The organism is Candidatus Mycolicibacterium alkanivorans (genome assembly GCF_022760805.1).
Taxonomy (GTDB): domain Bacteria; phylum Actinomycetota; class Actinomycetes; order Mycobacteriales; family Mycobacteriaceae; genus Mycobacterium; species Mycobacterium alkanivorans.
Window position 1 is genome coordinate 3,694,288 of the sequence record NZ_JAIVFL010000001.1, and the last position, 21,642, is coordinate 3,715,929.

Sequence of the window (21,642 nt, forward strand, 5' to 3'; positions counted from 1 at the left end):
CTCAGCTGTCGGCCAGCACCGTCAGCAGGATCCGGCCGCGCAGCACCTGCAGGGTGGTCTCGCCGGGGCTGAGGTGCTCGCTGAGGTCACGCCCAGCGGCCAGCGCGATGAGCGTCTGCCGAAGCTGGTGGTCGTGACCGCCGTGCACGGTATGCGCCGAGCGGCCGCTCTTCGAGGACCGGGCGTTCTCGAGTTGCCGCTCGGCGATGTCGGACAGTGAAACCGATTCCATGACCGGCCGGCCGTTTTCCGGCGCAGGACGATCCTGTCACGTCAGTCGCTGATCGCGCGATGATTGTCGGATGGACGACGATCCGATCGCGGTGCTGCAACGCTGGCAGGACGCCGGCGCGCGGTGGGCGGTGATCACCCGTCACGCCGGCTCGGTGACCGTCGGGCTCTATCGCTGCGACGGCGGCGAGGAAGTGGACCGGCTCACCTCGAGTGATCCGAAACTGCTCGACTTCCTGGCCGACCGCGACAGCAGCGACGCGTGACGCTCAGAGTTGGATGAAGCCGCCGTTCCACCAGACACCCCAGCCCAGCAGGTCGGCGTTCCACACCACCGGCAGCCACGGCGCCCAGAACGGAGGTGGTGGCGGCGGTGGGGCCCAGACCGGGATGACGTCGTCGATGTCGCCGCGGTGTCCGGGTGGCGGCAGGTATCCCTGACCCGGCGGCAGCGGGTTGCCCGGAGCACCGACGTTGGCGCCCGGTCCGGGATCTCCGGGGATCCACGGCGGTCCGGGCGGACCATGCGGGTCGGCGTGGGCCACCCCGGCTCCGAGGCCGAGGGCGGCACCGCCCAGCGCCCCGGCCGCAGCGGCCTGTGCAGCGACTTTCTTCAGTTTCATGGTGTGAACTCCTGAGTCGGGCCTGTTCGACGGCAGGCCACATCACGACCCCCGCACCTGGCCGAGACGTTCCTGCGCGCGCCGGTGCCGGTGAACAAAGCCGTCTCCGACGTCGGCAACCGCGAGTGCAACTCCGGCCTTACGAAGTACAGCGGCGGCGACCCGTACATGATCAGCTATCTGATCGACTCCGACCAGGACCGCACCTCGAACAACCCGTACCCGTCCACCGTGATCTGTCTCCTGCAGGGCACCAACGGTCAAACCCTGACCGGATCGGCCCGCCGCTGAGCCGACGCCGGTTGTCGGTGCACCTCGTTACGGTGAGCGCCCTCAGCGAGGCTGACGAGAGCTATCTGGGTTGGTTGGAGAACAGCTGGCAGTCGCTCGACTGACCGACACTCACCTCTTCAGCGTCGACAGCTTGAACGGCAGGTACGCCGGGCACACCCCGACGAAGCCGGTGATGATGAAGACGGCGGCGATCACCCCGAGCACGATTGCCAGCGGGCCCGAAATCACTTTCGTCAGATAGAGAACCGCAACCAGGACCGCCGCGAGAATGCGGATCACCCGGTCCACGACGCCCATGTTTTTCGTCATGTCCTGCCTTCCGTGTCGACGCACCCCATTACCCCGGGTGGTATTTTGGAGACACTACTCTGCCCGGGCGAGAACTGCTCGGGTTCTTCAGCGCGAGGCGAAGAACTGTCCGCTGGCCGCCGACGCGTTGAAGGCGTGGCTGGTGGGTCCCACCATCGAATCGGGTAGCGAGAAGCTTCCGGAGGGCCAGGTATGGCCGCTGCCGTCGATCCGGACGAACACCACCTGGGTGCCGCCGGCGCATCCACTGGCGGTGAACAGGTGCGCTTCCCCGTTTGCATTCTCGACCGGGGCCGGGCAGCCGTCGATGGCGCGCCAGCGATCGGCCAAGGCAGATGCGGACACGATGTCGCTGGGCCCGCCGCGGCCGACCATCGGGCCACCGTCGAACGGCACAACCGGATCCGCCGTACCGTGGATCTGCATGACCGAGACCGGGCGCGACGGGTTGCACGGGACTCCGGTGCCCAGCGTTCCCGCCACCGGGGCGATGGCAGCGATCAGATCGGCGCGGTCGCACGCCAGTCGGTTGGCCATGAACGCGCCGGCCGACATCCCGGTGACGAAGACGCGGCCCGGCGGGATCGCGTAGTCGCGGGTGAGGTTGTCGATCAGGGTGGCCAGAAATCCGACGTCGTCGACACCGTCGCGGTCGGGCACCGAGGCGCCCCGGCCGTCGGCCCAGCTGAAGTCGATGCCGTCGGGGTAGGCCACCACGAAGCCGCGCTGGTCGGCGATGGCGTTGAAGCTGGTCAGCGCGGCCTGATCAGTTCCGGTTTGTCCGGCCCCGTGCAGGCTGATGACCAGGCCGGCAGGATGGTCGAGGCCAGGCGGCACGTGCAGGACGTAGGTGCGCTGCAATCCCCCGAACGTCAGCGCGCCCGGCGGATTGGCCGACACGGGCGGCGCCACCACCCCGCATACGATGAGCAGGCCGGCGAGCAACGTTGCGATGCGCACGATCACCGCCACAGTGTGCCTGCCGCCGCGACGGTGATGCCATCCCGGCTATCAACGTCACTACGACGTCCCGCCCTGGGAGCTGGGCCCCGAGCAGATGCTGGCGTCCTCGACGCAGATTCCGGGCGGTATCTATGCGCCGTTCCTGCGCCCGTGCTCGACCGGCAGAGAGCTGTACTACAACCTCTCCCTGTGGTCGGCCTACAACGTGATGTTGATGCAGACCGTGCTGCCTGAGATCTCATAACCGAACTAGTGCTGGTACCAGCAGATCCTGTTCGCTTCCAACGGAAATGACGCGTCGGGGTGGAACGGGATCACCCGCGGTGTGTAGTCCCTCGGCGGCCGCGAGCCGTCGGTGCGGCAGTGATAGCTGTAGGTTCCGCGGACGACTTCGTCGCCGCGCTCCATCAGAATCCGTTCCGGTCCGCCCTGACCCGCAGCACTGGCGAACAACTGAACCTGAACGGCTTCCGGCCCAATGGCGCCCAGCGATACGAGGATACGGAACGCATACCCCTTGTCATCGGGATCGACATGCACCGTGCCGAAAGTCACTTCCCCCCAATAGTTTTCGATCATGTCCCGCCATCGCTGAACGTCGGCTGCGATCCGGCAGTTGTCGGCGAGGCGAGTGCGGTACGCGAACGAAGCTGGTGCGTAGAGATTTTCGACGTATTCGCGGATCATCCGTTCCGATGAGAACTGCGGGGTAAGAGTGGCCATGCTCTCGCGCACGCGCCGCATCCATTCATCGGGCACACCGTTCTCGTCGCGCGCGTAGAACATCGGGACGATCTCGTTCTCCAGAAGCCGGTACAGGCCGTCGGCCTCCTCGGCGTCCCACTGTGCCGTGTCGTCGTGCTCGCGCCCATCGCCGATGGCCCAACCGACCTGCGGTGCATAAGCCTCGGCCCACCAGCCATCGAGTTCCGATACGTTGAGTCCGCCGTTGACGAGTACTTTCATCCCGCTGGTGCCGCTGGCTTCCCACGGCCGGCGAGGGGTGTTCACCCAGACGTCGACGCCGTTGACGAGCTGTTCGGCAGGCAGCAAATCGTAATCAGCGATGAAAGCCACGCGAGAACGGACGTCCTCCCGTTGCGAGAACTCATACCAACGTTGGATCAGGGCCTTCCCGAACCCGTCCGCCGGATGCGCCTTGCCGGCCACCGCGATCTGAACTGGTCGATCGGCGTTGGTGAGAATCCGTGCCAGGCGGTCGGGGTCATGCAGCAGTAGCGCAGTGCGCTTGTACTCCGTGAAGCGTCGAGCGAACCCCAGTGTGAGGATGTTCGGATCAAAGATGCGCTGTGCTTCGTCGATTCGGTCCGGGCCGGCGCCGGCGACGGTGAACTGGCGTGCGAGCCGCTGCCGGGACCACAGTACGAATCGCTCGCGGTTGCGGTTGCGCATCCGCCACAGTTCGGCAGCAGGGATCTTCTCCATCCAGTCGACTATCGGCGTGGGAACGCCCTGCCACTGCCGGCGAAGCTCGGCGTTGGTCCACACCTCGTCGGCGGCCGGGGAGTCCCACGACGGAACGTGGACTCCGTTGGTGACGTGCCCAACGGGGACCTCCTCGATCGGGCAGCGAGGAAACAGATCACCGAAGAGCTCGCGGCTCACTTCGCCGTGTAGTCGACTGACGCCATTGATGCGGGAAGCTCCACGGATGGCCAGATACGCCATGTTGAACGGCTCAGAGTGATCGCCCGGATCGGCCCGGCCGAGGCGCAGAATGTCCTCGATGCTGACCTGCATCTCCGCCGCGAACGGCGAGAGATAACTGACGACGAAACTCGGATCAAAACGGTCGAAGGCCGCGGCGACCGGCGTGTGCGTGGTGAAAACTGTGCCCGCGCGCGCCACGGTCAACGCCACGTCAAACGGCACCTCGTGCTCCAGCGCGATCCAGCGGGCGCGTTCCAGCACGGCGAATGCAGCGTGGCCTTCGTTGAGGTGACACACATCCGGATACCGTCCCAGCTCACGCAGCAGCCGCCAGCCCCCGAATCCGAGCGCCATCTCCTGCTCCCACCGGACCGCGGAATCCGCCTCGTAGAGCTGAGCGGTGATGCCTCGATCCGAGGGATCGTTCGCCGGATCGTTGCTGTCGAGCAGGTACAACGACAGCCGGCCGACGTTGACCTCCCAGGCGCGCAGGTAAACCGTTCGCCCCGGGAACTCGAGGGGGATGCGGATCCAGGCACCATCGGCGCCCCGCAGTCGGCGCACCGGAATCTCGCTGGGATCGCTGAACGGGTAGAGCTCGTGCTGATTGCCCTGCGAGTCGAGGGCCTGTCGGAAATAGCCCTGTTGGTATAGCAGACCCACCCCGACCACAGGCACCCCGAGGTCGGTCGCGGCCTTCATGTGATCGCCCGCCAAGACTCCGAGCCCACCGGCGTAGATCGGCAACGCCTCAGACAAGCCGAACTCCATGCTGAAGTACGCGACCAGAGCCAACGTGTTCGCCGCCTTGGACTGCGGGAACCAAAACGGGTCACTGTTGCGTCGCTGCCGATCGTCGACCAGGTCCCGTACCTGCTCGGTGAACGCCTCGTCGGCGCCGAGTGCCGCAAGTTCGGGCGCGCCTATCGACTTGAGGACCGCCCAGGGGTTTCGCGACGCGGCCCACAGCTCAGGGTTGACTCGATGCCAGACTCGATCGGCTCGGTGGGAGGAGATGAGCCGCATGTCGAGTGCGAGTTCGTCCAAGCCGAAAAGCGACTCGGGCAGGTCGATCTCGGTGCGGTGTTGGTTCATGGGCACCTACTTTGTCGGTCGAGAGGTGCATCAACATATCCCGGCCGGATTAACCGCAGGCGACGGCTCGGTGACCGAATTGACGTGTGCGCGCGGATCCGGACCCGCACCGTCAGATGTGCAAGACCGCCATCGCGATCAGGAAGTAGATGACCAGCCCGGTGGCGTCGACGAACGTGGTGATGGACGGGTTGGAGAACACCGCCGGGTAGGCGCCGGAGCGCTCGCCTCAAGGCTCCTCAGCGAAGCATCGTCAGCCCACTGTTGGCTGTGATAAATTTCGCGCCGTCTACCCGCCGTCATACCACTGCCAATTGTCCGGATCGGGGGTCGCCGGTGATTCTCATCGTCGATCACCCGTTCCTCGTTCTGCTGCTCGCTCTCGTCGCGCAATGGGGAGCGGCATACCTCGGTGATCTCTTGCGACGCAGGGTCCGACCGGTTCCCAGAACGGAGCTGATGATGCGGGATCATCATGCGCGCGAACATCATGTCGGCCTGGTTGTGTGCCGCCGACGCGGCTGCGGTCGAAGTCTGGGCAGATGACGGTGCCGCCGACGACGTCGCCTCCTTCGAGGCCGAACTGCTTCACGCCCCGATGGCTGCCACCGCGGTCAGCGCGGCCAGTCCGGTCACCACCGTCTTCGTCATCTTCACGACACATGCCTTTCGCCGTTGCTACATGGGATTGCCATCCAGACTTCCGGCGGCGGGTAGGGCTCTGCTAGTCGTTCTGTGAAGATTCGATGAAGAACCGCCGGCCAGTCGCCGCAACCAGGAAGTCGAACTGGACGTGCCCAGGCTCGAGATTTCTCTCGGCCTGGGCCTTCTTGGTGGAGCTGCCGGGAATCGAACCCGGGTCCTACGGCATTCCCTCAAGGCTTCTCCGTGCGCAGTTCGCTATGTCTCTACTTGGATCTCCTGATCACGCGAACAAGTCAGGATGACGATCCCAGTCGCTGTTTGATGTCCCGATATGTCCCGCGACCGGACGTATCGGTTTGTCCCTCTAGCTGATGCCAGGGTCCGGGCCGAGGGCGCTCCCGGTCTGACAGACACACCGTCGCTTAGGCAGCGAGGGCGTAGTCGCGCTGATTGGAATCGGCGCTTAATTGGTTGCAATGACGCTTACGGTGGTCTCTTGCCTGCACCGGCACGCTTCCCTTGATTCGATGCGCGAAGTCGAAACCGTTCAGCCCCTCGCATCCCGGCCGACTTTCGACCGGACTTTCAATGGTACGCGGTATACAACCGCGCACTGAAGCACATTAATCCCGGGGCCGACAAAGTTGCCCGCGGAGATCGACGAAGGGCGGCTCCTTACCCGACCTTTTGCAGCGATGCGTCGGTTTGGGCGCGGAAGAAGTGAGACTTTGTCTCCATTGAGGTCGTGGTGTGGAACACAGAAGTTGGCACCAGCGCCAGCAGAACCCCGATCAGATCTTGCCCTTGGTGCGCCGCCCGAGTTCTCGGATCACCTCCCGCTGCGCGTCGCGGCGGGCCAGGTCTTGACGCTTGTCATGCGCCTGCTTACCGCGAGCCAGCGCCAGTTCCACCTTCACCTTGCCGTCGATGAAATACAGCGACAGCGGCACCAATGTCAGGTTGCCGTCGCGGATCTTGCCGACCAGCATGTCGATCTGGCGGCGGTGCAGCAGCAGCTTGCGGTTGCGCCGCGGGGCGTGGTTGGTCCACGTGCCGTGGTGATACTCCGGGATGTGCAGGTTGCGGAGCCAGATCTCACCGTCGTCGACGGTGGCGAAGGCGTCGGCCAGCGACGCCTGACCATCGCGCAGGCTCTTCACCTCGGTGCCCTGCAACACGACGCCGGCTTCGAAGGTGTCGAGTATCGAATAGTTGTGGCGGGCCTTGCGGTTGGTGGCGACGATCTTCTTGCCGCTGCCCTTTGCGTCGCCGGCCTTCTTCGCCTCCGCCTTCTTCGACACCGCTACCTCCGGACGTAGAGGCGCAAAGTGACGTAGGCGGTGACACCGGCCATCGCGACACCGACGAGGAACATGATCGGTGAGATGTAGAGGATATCAGCGTAGTCGATCCGGGCGATCAGATTGGCTTGGTAGAACTGGTCGAGGGCGTTCTCCAGGAACAGTGCACGCACCACGATGAGCCCCGCGATCGCGATGACCACGCCGATCGTGGCCGCCAGCACCGCTTCGAGCAGGAATGGCAGCTGGGTGTACCACCGGGTCGCGCCGACCATCCGCATGATGCCGATCTCGGTGCGCCTGGTGTAGGCCGCGACCTGAACCATGTTGGCGATCAACAGGATTGCGCCGACCGCCTGCACCACCGCGACGGCGAACGCGGCGTTGGACAATCCGTCGAGCACCGCGAAGAGCCGGTCGATCAGCTCCTTCTGGTTGAGCACGTTGAGCACGCCGGGCTGGCCCTGCATGGCGGCGTCGAAATCCTTGTGCTGCTCGGGGTTGTCGAGCTTGACGACGAAGGATGCCGGGAATGAGTCCTTGCTGGCGACATCCTTGTACTGCGGAAACTTTCGGATCGCGTCATTGTAGGCGTCGTCCTTGTTGAGGAACCGCACCGACTTCACGTCGTTGCGGGCCTCGATCTTGGCCCGCAGCACCTTGCACGGGTCGGCGTCGCATGTCGGGTCGTTGGCCGACACGTCGTTGTTGAGGAACACCTGGGTCTCGACCCGGTCGAGATAGATCGCCCGGGAGTGATCGGCGAGCCGGATCACCAGCAGGCCGCCACCGAACAGGCCGATAGAGATGGCCGTGGTCAGGATCATGGCCACCGTCATGGTGACGTTGCGACGAAGCCCGGTGAAGACCTCGTTGATCAGGAAGCCGAAGCGCACTTAACGATCCATTCCGTAGACACCACGCTGCTCATCGCGGACGAGCCTGCCCAGGGACAGCTCCACCACGCGCTGCCGCATGGAGTCGACGATGTGGTGATCGTGGGTGGCCATCAGCACCGTCGTGCCTGTCCGGTTGATCCGTTCGAGCAGGTCCATGATGTCCATGCTGGTGTCGGGGTCGAGGTTGCCGGTGGGCTCGTCGGCCAGCAGCACCAGCGGCCGGTTGACGAACGCGCGGGCGATGGCCACGCGCTGCTGCTCACCACCCGACAGCTCGGCCGGCAGCCGGTTGGCCTTGCCGGACAGGCCGACCATCTCCAGCACATCGGGGACGACGCGGTTGATGGTGTCGGGCTTCTTGCCGATCACCTCCAGCGCGAACGCCACGTTCTCGAAGACGGTCTTCTGCTGTAACAGCCGGAAGTCCTGGAATACGCAGCCGATCACCTGACGAAGCTTGGGGATGTGCCGGCCGGAAAGCTTGTTGACGTGGAACTTCGACACCTGGATCTCGCCGGAGGTCGGAGTCTCCTCGGCCAGCAGCAGCCGCATGAACGTCGACTTGCCCGAGCCGGACGGGCCGATGAGGAAGACGAACTCACCCTTGTCGATCTTGACGCTGACATTGTCGAGGGCTGGCCGCGCCGACGACTTGTACTGCTTGGAGACATGGTCAAGGGTGATCATCACGGCACGCCAGTGTAGCTGTCCGGAGGTCGCGACTACTGCGTCGGAGCCGCGGGCGTCGACATCGGCCCCTGCCCGGGAGCCGGGGCCGGCGTCGGGGCGGGGCTCGGCGCACCCGGCAGCGGCGGCACTCCCGGCGGGGCCGGGGTACTCGCAGTCGGTGAGGTCGGCGAGGTCGGCGAGGTGGGCGACGTCGGCGAGGTCGGCGATTCGCCGGGCGAGGTGGACTCCGTCGGCGATGTCGTCTCCGTCGTGATCTCGGTCGTCGTCGGCGTCGTCGTCGTCGGCGTCGTCGTCGTTGTCGTCGTCGGCGGCGTCGTCGTTGTCGTCATGCGCCGCTGGACGTCGATACGCGGCACCCAGGTGTAGGACGGGTCGGGGATGAACCCCGGCGGCACCACCTGGGTCGACGGGACCAGCGCCGGAGGTGGCGGCTCGTAGTTCTGGTAGATCACGAACAGTGCGATGAAAGCCATCGCCAAAACCGTCGTCGAGGTGCGGATACGACCGCCGGGCAGGTACTTGGGCCAGCCGCGGTCCTCCCGCTTGAACTTGCGCAGCCACATCGTCATCGCTGGGTTTCCCGACTGCTCGCGGCTGACACATCGCCGGTGGAACCCGACGGCGTCATGGTGCCCAGTGTGGGAGTTTTCTCCGTCGGTGTGGTGATACCGGCCTCGCGCAGCACGGCAATCACCATGACCCGCAGCCGCCGGCCGACGTCGAACTGTTTGCCAGGCAGCGTGCGGGCCACGATCCGCAGGTTGAGCGTGTCGACCGCGAGGCTCTCAACACCCATCAGGGCGGGTTGGTCGAGTAGCAACTTGCGCAGATCCTCATCCTCCATGGCATCGTTGCAGACCTGGTGCAGCAGATCATTGACTTGGTGGAGGTCGGCGGAGGCCGGTACCGGCACGTCGACGACCGCACGTGCCCAGTCCTTGGACAGGTTGAGGGACCTGACGATGTTGCCGTTGGGGACGGTGTACATCTCGCCCTCGGGGGTTCTCAGCTTGGTCACCCGCAAGGTGACCTCCTCGACGGTGCCGAGTGAATCGCTCGGTGCGCCGATCATGCTCAGCTGGACCAGGTCCCCGAAGCCGTACTGATGTTCGGTGATGATGAAAAAACCGGCGAGCAGGTCTTTCACCAGGTTCTGGGCACCGAAGCCCAGCGCAGCACCCAGCACCGCTGCAGGCGCGGCCAGCGAAGTGATCGGGATGGACAGGACATCGCTGATCTCGACCCCCACCATGATGAACAGCAGGGCGATCGACACCCAGGACACCACCGAGGCCACCGCTTGCTGGTGCTTGGCGCTCTCGGTACGCACGATCTGATCTGTCTGCTGGTACTGCGCATCGATCCGCCGGGTGATCCGGCGGGCGATCCACGAAATGAACCGGGCCGCCAGCAGGCCACCGATCACCAGCAAGGCGATCCGCACACCCCTGGTGACGATCCACACGCCGTACTGGCCCTGCCAGAACTGGCTCCAGTGCTGGCCAAAACTCGCGGCCAGGTAGGTACTAGTCGTCATCTCGTCGATTGCGCCAGCGGATCCCCGCCTCCAGGAACCCGTCGATGTCCCCATCCAGTACCGCCGTCGGATTGCCGACCTCGTACTCGGTCCGCAGGTCCTTGACCATTTGGTAGGGGTGCAGAACGTAGGAGCGCATCTGATTGCCCCAGGAGCTGCCGCCGTCGCCCTTGAGTGCGTCCATCTCGGCCCGCTCTTCCAAGCGCTTGCGTTCCAGGAGCTTGGCCTGGAGAACGCGCATCGCCGAAACCTTGTTCTGCAGCTGCGACTTCTCGTTCTGGCAGGTCACCACGATGCCGGTGGGGACGTGGGTGAGTCGAACCGCGGAGTCGGTGGTGTTCACCGACTGCCCGCCGGGTCCGCTGGAGCGGTAGACGTCGACGCGGATGTCGGTTTCGGGAATCTCGATGTGGTCGGTGGTCTCGACGACTGGCAGGACCTCGACTTCGGCGAATGACGTCTGGCGCCGGTTCTGGTTGTCGAACGGGCTGATCCGCACCAGCCGGTGCGTGCCCTGCTCCACCGAGAGGTTGCCGTAGGCGAACGGGGCGTGCACCGCGAAGGTGGCGCTCTTGATGCCGGCCTCTTCGGCGTAGGAGGTGTCGAACACCTCGACCGGATAGTTGTGTTGCTCGGCCCAGCGGATGTACATCCGCATCAGCATCTCGGCCCAGTCCGCGGCGTCCACACCACCGGCGCCCGAGCGGATGGTCACCAGCGCCTCGCGCTCGTCGTACTCACCGGACAGCAAGGTCCGGACCTCCATCGCCTCGATGTCGGCCTGCAATGACTTGAGCTCGGCGTCGGCCTCGGCGAGTGCATCGGCGCCGCCTGCTCCTTCTTCCTCGGCGGCCAGCTCGTAGAGCACCGGAAGGTCGTCGAGCCGGCCGCGCAGACCCTCGACGCGGCGCAGTTCACCCTGGGCGTGCGAAAGCTCACTGGTGACGCGCTGGGCTCGGCTCTGGTCGTCCCAGAGGTTCGGATCGGCCGCCTCGTGTTCGAGCTTCTCGATCTTCGCGCGCAGCCCGTCGACGTCGAGTACCCGCTCCACCGTGGTCAGAGTGGAGTCAAGGGCGGCGATATCAGACTGTCGATCGAGGTCCACGGGTGTTCACGTTACCGGCGTCGCGGCGCGGTGTGACCCGCGGCGGCGTTCCGGGCAGCCTGACAGCTTCCGCGCCTAACATCACTTCTGTAACCGAGATGTGCGCCGCGCGACCTCTGCGCGACGCTTCCCGACCGCGATGCGCCAGGACAGGAAGTTCGAAGATGCGTCCTTACTTCGTCGCCATCGTCGGCGCAGGCCCCTCCGGGTACTTCGCCGCGGCGTCGCTGTTGAAGTTCGCCGACCGCTCAGTCGCCGACGGCGGGCCCGACGTGCGGGTGGACATGCTGGAGATGCTGCCGACGCCATGGGGCCTGGTGCGTTCGGGGGTGGCGCCGGACCATCCGAAGATCAAGTCGATCAGCAGGACGTTCGAGAAGACGTCGAGCAATCCGCGGTTCCGCTTCTTCGGCAACCTGACGGTCGGTGAGGAGGTGCAGGCCGAGGAACTCGCCGAGCGCTACGACGCGGTGATCTACGCCGTGGGCGCCCAGTCCGACCGCGCCCTGCACATCCCGGGCGAGGAGCTGTCCGGCAGCGTGGCCGCCGTCGACTTCGTCGGCTGGTACAACGCGCACCCGCACTTCGAGGAGATGGCGCCGGACATCTCCAGTGGCCGCGCGGTGGTGGTGGGCAACGGCAACGTCGCCCTCGACGTCGCGCGCATTCTGGTCACCGATCCCGACGTGCTGGCCAACACCGACATCGCCGACCACGCCCTGCAGTCGCTGCACGACCGCGGTGTCGACGAGGTGGTGATCATCGGCCGCCGCGGACCGCTGCAGTCGACGTTCACCACGCTGGAGCTGCGTGAGCTCGGCGAGCTCGAGGGGGTGGACGTCATCGTCGACCCGGCCGACCTGGCCTGCATCACCGACGAGGAGGCCGACGCCGCGGGCAAGCTGGTGCGAGCCAACATCAAGGTGCTGCGCGGTTACGCGGAAGGTCGGCACCGGCCCGGTCACCGCCGCATCGTGTTCCGGTTCCGCACCTCGCCGATCGAGATCCGGGGCTCCGAGCGCGTCGAATCGATCGTGCTGGGCCGCAACGACTTGGTCACCGACGAGAGCGGACGGGTGGTGGCCAAGGACACCGGCGAGCGCGAGACGCTACCGACCCAGTTGGTGGTGCGCGCGGTCGGTTACCGCGGAGTGCCGATTCCGGGTCTGCCGTTCGACGACGCCGCAGGCACCATCCCGCATGCGGACGGGCGGATCACCGGCGCCGGCAGGCAGTACGTCGTGGGCTGGATCAAGCGCGGCCCGTCGGGTGTGATCGGCTCGAACAAGTCGGACTCCCAGGACACCGTCGACACGCTGGTCGCCGATCTGGCCGGGGCGCAGTTGCGCGAGTTGGGGCCGGACCACGCCGACGAGCTGGTGCGCTGGCTGGTGGAACGCCAGCCGCAGTTGGTGACCGGCGATCACTGGCAGGTCATCGACGAGTACGAGCGCTCGGCGGGTGAGCTTCACGGGCGGCCGCGGGTGAAGATCGCCAACGTCGCCGAGATGCTGCGGATCGGCCGCGGCTGAGGTCGCGTGCGAAACCGCACACTCAGGGGCCTGGAACGACCGGCGGCTGCGGGTCGGGCGGCGCGAAGAACCAGTTGTCCGGGTTCTTCGGCGAGTACACCACCGGCATGAGCTGGCCCGTGGTCGGCCAGCTGTTCACGTCGACCGCCATCCGCTGATAGATGACGTGCTCGTTGACCGTCGGCCCGTTGATGACGCCGCTGATGGTGACGAACTGCTCACCGGTGGCGTCCGGGCGCGGGCTGACCCCGGTCACCAACAGCGTGCCCTGCGCCATCTCGGCACGCAGGCTGCGGCGCATGAAGCGCGGCCTCAGCACGAGCACCAGCGCTCCGATGATCAGCAACAGCACCGCGAATTCCCACATATGTTTCTCCTATGTCATCACTGCAGGGGTGGGGCGGTCGAGCGCGCGGATGTGTCCGTCGCGTGACGTCATGGTAGGACTGCAGCCATGAGCGGCGGCGGTGTGCGGGCAGACCTGGCGGTGGCGTTGGAGCTGGCGCAGCGGGCCGACGCGATCACCCTGGACCGGTTCGGTGCGCTGGATCTGCGTGTCGACACCAAGCCGGACCTCACCCCGGTGACCGACGCAGACGAGGCGGTCGAAGCCGCGCTGCGCGAAGTCCTCGCCGCACAGCGGCCCGGCGACGCGGTGCTCGGCGAGGAGTACGGCGGCACAGCTGAGTTCCGTGGTCGGCAGTGGGTGATCGACCCGATCGACGGCACCAAGAACTTCGTCCGCGGAGTCCCGATCTGGGCGAGCCTGATCGCGCTGCTCGAAGACGGCATCCCGGTCGTCGGCGTCGTCAGCGCCCCGGCGCTCAATCGCCGGTGGTGGGCCGGGCGTGGGCTCGGCGCGTACGCCAGCGTCGACGAGGGCGAACCGCGACGGCTGGCGGTGTCCGCGGTCGCCAACCTGACCTCGGCGAGCCTGTCGTTCTCCAGCCTGTCCGGCTGGGCCGACCTCGGGATGCGCAGCGAGTTCATCGGGCTGACCGATGCGGTGTGGCGAGTGCGCGGCTACGGCGACTTCTACTCGTACTGCCTGGTGGCCGAGGGTGCCGTCGACATCGCCACCGAACCCGAGGTCAAGCTGTGGGACCTCGCGGCACTGGACATTTTGGTGCGCGAGGCCGGCGGACGTTTCACCAGCCTGGCCGGGGCCGACGGCCCGCACGGCGGCAATGCCGTTGCCACCAACGGACTGCTGCACGCCGCGGTGCTCGCCGCCCTGTCCGGCGTGTGAAATGGCTAACAGGGTCACCGTATCTTACTCCGGAGTAAGATACGGTTTAGTCAGCTCCGATCAGCACCGCCCACCACCGATGAGGCTGCCGATATGACCAACACCCTTCCGTCCAAGCCGACGAACGCGCGCGCCCGCGACAGCGCCGTCGGCCAGTACAAGCACAAGCGGACCTTGACTGACATCAGCCTGGCGCTCGTGACGCCTCTGGTCGGCCAGGAGTTCCTCGACCGCTGCGGCCTGCGCGACCCACTGAATCGCGCCCTGAAGTTCGGCGTCAAGGAGGTGTTCTCCACCGCCGGCGCCGCCACGCGGCAGTTCAAGAGGATCCAGGGCCTGGGCAAGGCACCGACGCGTCTTCGCCCCAGTGGCGCCGACTATTTCGACCTCACCCCCGACGACGACCAGAAGATGATCGTCGAGACGGTCCGCGAGTTTGCCGAGGAAGTGCTGCGGCCGGCGGCCCGCGAGGCCGACGACGCCGCGGCCTACCCGCCGGATCTGATCGCCAAGGCCGCCGAACTCGGCGTCACCGCCATCAACGTCCCCGAGGACTTCGACGGCATCGCCGAGCACCGCACCACCGTCACCAACGCCCTGGTGGCCGAAGCACTGGCGTACGGCGACATGGGCCTGGCGCTGCCGATCCTTGCCCCTAGCGGTGTCGCCTCAGCACTGACCCACTGGGGTAGCGCCGACCAGCAGGCCACCTATCTCACCGAATTCGCCGGGGCGAACGTCCCACAGGCCTGCGTGGCAATCGCCGAACCGCAGGCCCTGTTCGACCCGACCGCGTTGAAGACCACCGCGGTGCGCACGCCCAGCGGCTACCGCCTCAACGGGGTCAAGTCGTTGGTGCCGGCCGCCGCGGACGCCGAATTATTCATCGTGGCAGCACAACTCAACGGCAAGCCGGCGTTGTTCATCGTCGAGGCGGCCGCTCCCGGGCTGACCGTGACCGCCGACCGCAGTATGGGGATCCGGGCGGCCGCGCTCGGCCAGATCGAGCTGAACAAGGTGTCAGTACCGCTTTCGGCGCGCCTCGGCGAGGACGGCGCCACCGATGCCGACTACTCCGAATCCATTGCGCTGTCGCGCCTTGGCTGGGCCGCGCTGGCGGTCGGCACCTCGCACGCGGTGCTCGACTACGTCATCCCCTACGTCAAGGAACGCGAAGCATTCGGCGAACCGATAGCACGCCGGCAGGCCGTGGCCTTCATGTGCGCCGACATCGCCATCGAGGTCGACGGGCTGCGACTGATCACCTGGCGCGGCGCCGCGCGCGCCGAGCAGGGCCTGCCGTTCGCACGCGAGGCCGCGCTCGCCAAGAAGCTCGGCACCGACAAGGCCATGCAGATCGGGCTGGACGGCGTCCAACTGCTCGGCGGCCACGGCTACACCAAGGAGCACCCGGTCGAACGCTGGTATCGCGATCTGCGGGTCATCGGCGTCGCCGAAGGCGTCCTGGTCCTCTGAAGTCCACGAATCGAACGGAAGTCCTGTCATGGCGATCAATCTGGAAATGCCCCGCAAGCTGGAAGCCGTGATCGAAAAGGCGCACCAGGGCGCCGCCGAGATGCTGCGGCCGATCTCGCGCAAGTACGACCTCAACGAACACGCTTATCCCGTTGAACTCGACACGTTGGCCACGCTGTTCGAGGGCATCTCGGAGGCCAAGACGTTCTCGTTCGCCGGCACGGAGGCCTTCCGCGACAGCGACGAGGGGCCGAAGGGAAACATCAACGGCGGCAACATGTCCGCCTTGCTCAACGCCCTTGAGATCGCGTGGGGCGACACCGCGCTGCTGCTGTCGGTGCCCCGCCAGGGCCTGGGCAACGCCGCGATCTCAGGCGTGGCCACCGACGAGCAACTGGAGCGGTTGGGCAAGAACGTCTGGGCGGCGATGGCCATCACCGAGCCGTCGTTCGGTTCGGACTCCGCCGCGGTGTCGACGACGGCCGTGCTCGACGGCGACGAGTACGTCATCAACGGCGAGAAGATCTACGTCACCGCCGGATCGCGGGCCACCCACATCGTGGTGTGGGCGACTCTGGACAAGTCCAAGGGGCGGGCGGCCATCAAGTCGTTCATCGTGTCGCGCGAGCATCCGGGCGTCACCGTCGAGCGTCTCGAACGCAAGCTCGGTATCAAGGCCTCCGACACCGCGGCCATCCGCTTCGACAATGTCCGCATCCCGAAGGGCAACCTGCTCGGCAGCCCGGACATCGAGGTGGAGAAGGGTTTCGCCGGGGTCATGGAGACCTTCGACAACACCCGCCCGATCGTGGCGGCCATGGCCGTCGGCGTGGGCCGCGCCGCCCTGGAGGAACTGCGCAAGATCCTCACCGACGCCGGCGTGGAGATCTCCTACGACAAGCCGGCCCACGCCCAAAGCGCACCCGCCGCGGAGTTCCTGCGCCTGGAAGCCGACTGGGAGGCCGGCTATCTGCTGACCGTGCGCTCGGCGTGGCAGGCCGACAACGCGATCCCGAACTCGAAGGAAGCCTCGATGGGCAAGGCCAAGGCCGCCCGGGTGGCCAGCGACATCACCCTCAAAGCCGTCGAATTGGCTGGTACCACAGGCTATTCCGAGCAGACCCTGCTGGAGAAATGGGCGCGCGACTCGAAGATCCTCGACATCTTCGAGGGCACCCAGCAGATCCAGCAGCTGGTGGTGGCCCGTCGGCTGCTCGGGTTGTCGTCCGCCGAACTCAAGTAGCGGAGCCTGTCACTGCAGGCGGGAAACGCGATGTCGCGGATCCGCATACAACCATGACACCACCGAATGCTGGATTGTTCGGGCCGCGGCCAGTCGGTCGACGTCAAGGACGTCGTCGCGGTGATCGACCAGGTTGCGGGCCGGGATGAATTCGGGTCGAGCTGTGGTGCGAGTCGCCGGCGGTTTCTAGCCGGCGACCCGCGACCAGTCAGCTCAGGCTGCGCCCAGGACGCGCTGCAGGTCCGGCTTCATCGCCTGCAGCTCATGGCCCCAGTAGGCCCAGTTGTGCGTGCCGTTGTCCGGGAAGTCGAACACACCGTTGGTGCCACCGGCCGCGAGGTAGTTGTCGCGGAAGGTGATGTTCGTCCGGATGGTCAGGCCCTCCAGGAAGGTGGCCGGCAGGTCGCCGCCGCCCAGCTCGTTGGGCTTGCCGTTACCGGCGTAGACCCACAGACGCGTGCCGTTGGCGACGATCTTGGGGATCTGGACCATCGGGTCGTTGCGCTGCCACGCGTTGTTCGGATCCCCCGTCGGGAGCCACATGTCGTCGGCCTTGTAGCCGCCGGCGTCACCCATCGAGATGTTGATCAGGAACGGCCACCAGCCCTCGGAGGGGTTCAGGAAGCCCGACATCGAGCCGGCGTAGATGAACTGCTGCGGGTGGTAGACCGACAGGATCATCGCCGAGCTGCCGGCCATCGACAGGCCGACGGCCGCGCTGCCGGTGGGCTTGACGTTCCGGTTGGCGGACAGCCACTGGGGCAGCTCGCTGGTCAGGAAGGTCTCCCACTTGTAGGTCTGGCAACCCGCCTTGCCACAGGCCGGCTTGTACCAGTCGCTGTAGAAGCTGGACTGGCCGCCGACCGGCATCACGATGGACAGACCCGAGTCCAGGTACCACTCAAACGCCGGGGTGTTGATGTCCCAGCCGTTGAAGTCATCCTGGGCACGCAGGCCGTCGAGGAGATAGACCGCGGGCGAGTTCGGGCCGCCGCTCTGGAACTGGATCTTGATGTCGCGACCCATCGAGGGCGACGGCACCATCAGGTATTCCACCGGCAGGCCGGGGCGTGAGAACGCTCCCGCCGATGCCGATCCGCCCACCAGGCCGATCAGGCCCGGAAGCGTCGCTGCCATGACGGCGGCGACCGCGAATCGATGTGGCCAACCACGCACCTTGTCGAACAGGGACTTCACAAATCCACCCCATCTTTCTATGACCCCGACTTGTCGGACTGTCGGAATGAGTAAAACACGTCGTCATGAGGCAGTGAAAGTCCACCGCGTTGCACATTCGTTACCTCGGCCTTGTCAGCGGCCCGAACGAAAACTAATGTCACTTTTAGTTTTCCGGGCGCCACAGGCGCTAACCCACCTCGGGAGATTCCATGGAATCGTTCGCCCACCTGCGCAAAGGCACCATTCTGCACGAACAGACACAGAATCGCACCACACGACCACTTTTTGTGCGAGTCCGCGTCGGCTCGCGTGGTGCACGCGCGCAACAAGAAGGCCGTCACCCTCAACCTGCGCGAGCCGAAGGGCCGCGATCTGTTCCTGAAACTCGTTGAGCGCTCCGACATCATCGTGGAGAACTTCCGCCCGGGGACCCTGGAGAAATGGGGTCTGGGTTACGACGTTCTGCGCCAATACAACAAGGGCATCATCCTGGTTCGGGTGTCCGGCTGCGGCCAGACCGGACCGGACGCGCACAAGGCCGGGTACGCGTCGGTGGCCGAGGCAGCCAACGGACTGCGGCACATGAACGACTTCCCCGGCGGGCCCCCGCCGGGGCTGGCGCTGTCCCTCGGGGACAGCCTGGCCGGGATGTTCGCCGTTCAGGGTGCGCTCGCGGCACTGTACCGACGGACCGTCAGCGGCGACGGTCAGGTGGCCGACGCCGCGCTGACCGAGGCCTGCCTGGCCATCCAGGAATCCACCATTCCCGATTACGACGCCGGCGGCATCGCGCGCGGGCCGTCGGGCACCCGGCTGGAAGGCATTGCGCCATCCAACATCTACCGCACCGCCGACGGCAGCTGGGTGGTCATCGCCGCCAACCAGGACACCGTCTTCCAGATGTTATGCGCGGCGATGGGCCAACCAGAGCTGGCCACCGACGACCGCTTCGTCGACCACGGTGCCCGTGGCCGCAACCAGGACGAGCTGGACAAGATCATCGGCGACTGGGCTGCGCAACGGCAGCCTGCCGACATCATCGAAACCCTCAGCGCCGCAGGGGTGATCAGCGGTCCGATCAACACGGTCGCGGAGGTGGTTTGGCCGACGCGCCGGAACTGGCTGCCGCCCTGGGCAATTATCCCGACATGGAGTTCTCGGCGCTGGTCGCCAACCCCAACGGCGCCAAGCGCGCGATCGCGGCGGGATTGCGCTCGCTGGAGTACGTGGTCTCGGCCGCCGACGGGCACAGCCGTGCCAACGTGGGCCGCAGCAGTGCCGAAGCCACGGCGCAGATCGCTGACATCGTCGTGATCGCCCACGACTCCGACGTCAGCGTCGAGGTCATCATCGCCACGGCGTGGGACTGCCCGTTCGACGGACCGACGCCGCCGCAACGGGTACTCGACATCGTCGATGCGGCAGTCGAGTACGGGGCCGACCGGCTGGCCATCGCCGACACGATCGGCACCACCGCCCCTGGTCGGGTCATCGACCTGGTGGGCCAGGTGCGCCCGCGCATCGGCGACCTGCCACTGGGGGCGCACTTCCACAACACCCGCGGGGCGGGACCGGCGAGCGCCTATGCCGCGGTGACCGCCGGAGTCACGCGGCTGGACTCCTCGGTCGGCGGCCTGGGCGGCTGTCCGTTCGCACCCGGCGCCAGCGGCAACATCGCCACCGAGGATCTGGTCTATCTGTTGCGGGACAGTGGAATCGCCGTGGACGTCGACCTGCGGGCCGCCGTCCACGCCACCCGGGTGGCCCAGTCCGTCGTGGGACACGACTTGCCCAGTGCGCTGCAGCGCGCCGGCGACCGGACCCTGAACTGAGCACCCGTGCCCACCGGCGCCGCGCGAACACTGAGCAGCAAGGGTCGCCAGACCCAGCAGGCCATCGCGGATGCGGCTCGGAAACTGTTCGCCGAGCGCGGTTTTCACGGCACGACACTGTCCGACATCACCTCGGCGGCCGGCAAGTCGCCGGCGGTGTTCTACCGCTACTTCGACGACAAGGAGGATCTGCTGGCCGCTCTGGCCGAGTCGTTCCTGCACGACGTCGTCCTTCCGTCGGGCCTGCGGGTGCATCTTCCCGAATCCCCGAACGACGACGGATTCTTCCGCACCGTGGTCAGCGCCTACTGGGTGATGTTCAAGCAGAGCATCGGCATCATGGTGGCGGTGGACCAGCTCGCGGCCACCGAGGCCCGTTTCGCGGCGCTGCAGAACCAGTTCCGCCAGTTCGGCATCGACATCGTCGCCGCGTCGGTTCGCCGGGCCCAGGAGCAGGGGCACGCCGCCGCGCTGAATGCCGAGCACACCGCGCTGGCGATCGCGCTGCTGTTCGAACAGTTCACCACCGTGTGTATGCGGCCGGACACCGCCGGCCTCGGTGTTCGGCTCTCCGACGCCGAGGCCATCGCCACCCTGTCGACCATCTGGAAGAAGACTCTGTACGGCTTTTAGAACCGAGCTTGGAGATCACCGTGGAGTTCACACGGCCCGAGCACCTTTCGCCGCTGCTGGCCGAGATGGACGCGTTCATCGAGGCCGAGATCAAGCCGCTCGAGGCCGACCACTGCCGTCGAAGTTCGGCGGCCGCGACGACACCAACCTGGATCTGCTGGCACGAATCGACTGGAGATGACATGACCAACCTGCACAACCTGCTCGCCGACCCCGCTACTGCCGGGGTCTGGAACCTGGTGCCTGCCCGCTCCTCCGTGCGGTTCAAGAACAAGACCCTGTGGGGTCTGGTGGCCGTCAACGGCGAATTCACCGACGTGAGCGGAGACGGCCAGATCACCGTCGACCGGTCCAGCTTCGGTGTCAGCGGCAACATGTTCGGGATGATGCCGACGACGACCACGCTGATCGCCGATCTCGTGTTCGCGAAGGCCTGATTGGCAACAAGCGCGCCAGACGGTGCTGGTGTGACGGATGTGGCGACTCGGCCCGCCACCGCTCGATGGCGATTTCGACCGGGGCCGCTGAACGCGCCAGGGGGCAGGTGTTTTCGCAGTAGCATCGGCGGCGTGTCTGGCTCCGGCGCACCACCCGTCCATGTCCTGGTGTACAGCAGCAACGCCCGTACCCGCGAGCAGGTTCGGCTCGCGCTGGGCAAGCGGGTCCACCCCGAGCTGCCCGAGCTGACCTACACCGATGTGGCCACCGGGCCGATGGTGATCCAGCTGATGGACCGCGGCGGATTCGATCTCGTGATCCTCGACGGCGAGGCCGCGCCGGTCGGCGGCATGGGCATTGCCAAACAGCTCAAGGACGAGATCGCCGACTGCCCGCCCATCCTGGTCCTGACCGGCCGTGCCGACGATGCCTGGCTGGCCAGCTGGTCGCGGGCCGAAGCCGCCGTACCCCATCCGATCGACCCGATCCGGCTGGCTGAGGCGGTAGTTGGTTTGCTACCAACTACGGTGTGGCGTCGAGACGCCAATTCCACTGTCGCTCTTGCCCTCTCGACGCGAGACGGGCCGCGTCCAGTTATTGAAGCCATCCTAACCAAAACGCGTCGGCCCGCGTCACAAGATCGCTAAGCTGTGCCTCAGCTCACATCGAAAGCCCAAGCGAGGAGTGGCACAGCGGT

Annotated in this window: 21 protein-coding genes, 1 other RNA gene and 5 pseudogenes; 13 read left to right on the forward strand and 14 right to left on the reverse strand. The window is 66.2% G+C overall.

The window, feature by feature from the left end; all coding sequences use genetic code 11:
• Position 1: 1 nt before the first annotated feature.
• Positions 2-232: a cupin domain-containing protein gene (locus K9U37_RS18085; protein WP_243072868.1), complete on the reverse strand. Its 231-nt coding sequence runs from the start codon at positions 230-232 to the stop codon at positions 2-4.
• A 70-nt stretch (positions 233-302) separates the two neighbouring features.
• Here K9U37_RS18085 and K9U37_RS18090 point away from each other — a divergent pair, with 70 nt between their 5' ends.
• On the forward strand, positions 303-497 hold the full coding sequence (locus K9U37_RS18090) for a hypothetical protein (protein ID WP_243072869.1): 195 nt from the start codon (positions 303-305) through the stop codon (positions 495-497).
• 3 nt (positions 498-500) lie between these two features.
• On the opposite strand, the gene K9U37_RS18095 is transcribed toward K9U37_RS18090, so the two are convergent.
• Positions 501-854 carry a hypothetical protein gene (locus tag K9U37_RS18095; protein ID WP_243072870.1) on the reverse strand — a complete coding sequence of 118 codons (354 nt, stop codon included), beginning with the start codon at positions 852-854 and terminating at the stop codon, positions 501-503.
• A 54-nt stretch (positions 855-908) separates the two neighbouring features.
• On the opposite strand from K9U37_RS18095, the pseudogene K9U37_RS18100 reads away from it, so the two are divergent.
• Positions 909-1,145 (forward strand): annotated as a pseudogene (locus K9U37_RS18100) (hypothetical protein); the annotation flags it as partial.
• A gap of 111 nt (positions 1,146-1,256) precedes the next feature.
• On the opposite strand, the gene K9U37_RS18105 reads toward K9U37_RS18100, so the two are convergent.
• Together K9U37_RS18105 and K9U37_RS18110 are read right to left on the reverse strand one after the other, a co-directional pair.
• Positions 1,257-1,457: a YgaP family membrane protein gene (locus K9U37_RS18105; RefSeq protein ID WP_243072871.1), complete on the reverse strand. Its 201-nt coding sequence runs from the start codon at positions 1,455-1,457 to the stop codon at positions 1,257-1,259.
• 87 nt (positions 1,458-1,544) lie between these two features.
• Positions 1,545-2,429, reverse strand: a complete 885-nt coding sequence (locus tag K9U37_RS18110; protein ID WP_372489535.1) for an extracellular catalytic domain type 1 short-chain-length polyhydroxyalkanoate depolymerase — start codon at positions 2,427-2,429, stop codon at positions 1,545-1,547.
• Positions 2,430-2,496: 67 nt separating this feature from the next.
• On the opposite strand from K9U37_RS18110, the pseudogene K9U37_RS18115 reads away from it, so the two are divergent.
• Positions 2,497-2,664 (forward strand): annotated as a pseudogene (locus tag K9U37_RS18115) (DUF4185 domain-containing protein); the annotation flags it as partial.
• Between the two features lie 5 nt (positions 2,665-2,669).
• Here K9U37_RS18115 and glgP read toward each other — a convergent pair.
• Positions 2,670-5,186: an alpha-glucan family phosphorylase gene (gene glgP / locus K9U37_RS18120; protein WP_243072872.1), complete on the reverse strand. Its 2,517-nt coding sequence runs from the start codon at positions 5,184-5,186 to the stop codon at positions 2,670-2,672.
• A 475-nt stretch (positions 5,187-5,661) separates the two neighbouring features.
• Here glgP and K9U37_RS18125 point away from each other — a divergent pair, with 475 nt between their 5' ends.
• Positions 5,662-5,925 (forward strand): hypothetical protein, encoded by a 264-nt coding sequence (locus K9U37_RS18125; protein ID WP_243072873.1) that lies wholly within the window; start codon positions 5,662-5,664, stop codon positions 5,923-5,925.
• A 92-nt stretch (positions 5,926-6,017) separates the two neighbouring features.
• Here the strand turns inward: K9U37_RS18125 and ssrA are convergent.
• The 7 genes from ssrA to prfB form a co-directional block, all read right to left on the reverse strand.
• Positions 6,018-6,386, reverse strand: a transfer-messenger RNA (tmRNA) gene (gene ssrA, locus K9U37_RS18130).
• Between the two features lie 236 nt (positions 6,387-6,622).
• Positions 6,623-7,132 carry an SsrA-binding protein SmpB gene (gene smpB, locus K9U37_RS18135; protein WP_243072874.1) on the reverse strand — a complete coding sequence of 170 codons (510 nt, stop codon included), beginning with the start codon at positions 7,130-7,132 and terminating at the stop codon, positions 6,623-6,625.
• 2 nt (positions 7,133-7,134) lie between these two features.
• Entirely contained in the window at positions 7,135-8,028 is an 894-nt protein-coding gene (gene ftsX / locus K9U37_RS18140) for a permease-like cell division protein FtsX (RefSeq protein WP_243072875.1), read from the reverse strand.
• Positions 8,029-8,718, reverse strand: a complete 690-nt coding sequence (gene ftsE / locus K9U37_RS18145) for a cell division ATP-binding protein FtsE (RefSeq protein WP_243073449.1) — start codon at positions 8,716-8,718, stop codon at positions 8,029-8,031.
• A 35-nt stretch (positions 8,719-8,753) separates the two neighbouring features.
• Positions 8,754-9,284, reverse strand: coding sequence for an Rv3103c family proline-rich protein (locus tag K9U37_RS18150; protein ID WP_243073450.1), 531 nt, complete (start codon positions 9,282-9,284; stop codon positions 8,754-8,756).
• A gap of 2 nt (positions 9,285-9,286) precedes the next feature.
• Positions 9,287-10,258: a mechanosensitive ion channel family protein gene (locus K9U37_RS18155; RefSeq protein ID WP_243072876.1), complete on the reverse strand. Its 972-nt coding sequence runs from the start codon at positions 10,256-10,258 to the stop codon at positions 9,287-9,289.
• Positions 10,248-11,363 (reverse strand): peptide chain release factor 2, encoded by a 1,116-nt coding sequence (gene prfB, locus K9U37_RS18160; RefSeq protein ID WP_243072877.1) that lies wholly within the window; start codon positions 11,361-11,363, stop codon positions 10,248-10,250. The genes K9U37_RS18155 and prfB overlap by 11 nt, the downstream gene beginning before the upstream one ends.
• Before the next feature lie 164 nt (positions 11,364-11,527).
• Here prfB and K9U37_RS18165 point away from each other — a divergent pair, with 164 nt between their 5' ends.
• Positions 11,528-12,895, forward strand: a complete 1,368-nt coding sequence (locus K9U37_RS18165; RefSeq protein ID WP_243072878.1) for an FAD-dependent oxidoreductase — start codon at positions 11,528-11,530, stop codon at positions 12,893-12,895.
• A 22-nt stretch (positions 12,896-12,917) separates the two neighbouring features.
• On the opposite strand, the gene K9U37_RS18170 is transcribed toward K9U37_RS18165, so the two are convergent.
• Positions 12,918-13,262, reverse strand: a complete 345-nt coding sequence (locus K9U37_RS18170; RefSeq protein WP_243072879.1) for a hypothetical protein — start codon at positions 13,260-13,262, stop codon at positions 12,918-12,920.
• An 87-nt stretch (positions 13,263-13,349) separates the two neighbouring features.
• Here K9U37_RS18170 and hisN point away from each other — a divergent pair, with 87 nt between their 5' ends.
• The 3 genes from hisN (at position 13,350) to K9U37_RS18185 (ending at position 16,863) form a co-directional block, all read left to right on the forward strand.
• Positions 13,350-14,144: a histidinol-phosphatase gene (hisN, locus tag K9U37_RS18175; RefSeq protein WP_243072880.1), complete on the forward strand. Its 795-nt coding sequence runs from the start codon at positions 13,350-13,352 to the stop codon at positions 14,142-14,144.
• Positions 14,145-14,237: 93 nt separating this feature from the next.
• Positions 14,238-15,620 carry an acyl-CoA dehydrogenase family protein gene (locus tag K9U37_RS18180; RefSeq protein ID WP_243072881.1) on the forward strand — a complete coding sequence of 461 codons (1,383 nt, stop codon included), beginning with the start codon at positions 14,238-14,240 and terminating at the stop codon, positions 15,618-15,620.
• A 28-nt stretch (positions 15,621-15,648) separates the two neighbouring features.
• A complete protein-coding gene (locus K9U37_RS18185) occupies positions 15,649-16,863 on the forward strand; it encodes an acyl-CoA dehydrogenase family protein (RefSeq protein WP_243072882.1) in 1,215 nt (404 codons plus the stop codon).
• A 213-nt stretch (positions 16,864-17,076) separates the two neighbouring features.
• On the opposite strand, the gene K9U37_RS18190 is transcribed toward K9U37_RS18185, so the two are convergent.
• Positions 17,077-18,000: an esterase family protein gene (locus K9U37_RS18190; RefSeq protein WP_243073451.1), complete on the reverse strand. Its 924-nt coding sequence runs from the start codon at positions 17,998-18,000 to the stop codon at positions 17,077-17,079.
• Positions 18,001-18,354: 354 nt separating this feature from the next.
• Here K9U37_RS18190 and K9U37_RS18195 point away from each other — a divergent pair.
• From K9U37_RS18195 to K9U37_RS18215, 5 genes and pseudogenes are all read left to right on the forward strand, one after another.
• Positions 18,355-19,143 (forward strand): annotated as a pseudogene (locus K9U37_RS18195) (CaiB/BaiF CoA transferase family protein); the annotation flags it as partial.
• Positions 19,143-19,874, forward strand: a pseudogene (locus K9U37_RS18200) (hydroxymethylglutaryl-CoA lyase-like TIM-barrel protein); the annotation flags it as partial. The pseudogenes K9U37_RS18195 and K9U37_RS18200, both read left to right, overlap by 1 nt.
• Positions 19,875-19,880: 6 nt before the next feature.
• Complete coding sequence (locus K9U37_RS18205; RefSeq protein ID WP_243072885.1) at positions 19,881-20,507, forward strand: TetR/AcrR family transcriptional regulator; 627 nt, start codon at positions 19,881-19,883, stop codon at positions 20,505-20,507.
• 20 nt (positions 20,508-20,527) lie between these two features.
• A complete protein-coding gene (locus K9U37_RS20620) occupies positions 20,528-20,944 on the forward strand; it encodes a hypothetical protein (RefSeq protein WP_243073501.1) in 417 nt (138 codons plus the stop codon).
• A gap of 132 nt (positions 20,945-21,076) precedes the next feature.
• A pseudogene (locus K9U37_RS18215) lies at positions 21,077-21,475 on the forward strand (Rv3143 family two-component system response regulator); the annotation flags it as partial.
• Between the last annotated feature and the right edge of the window lie 167 nt (positions 21,476-21,642).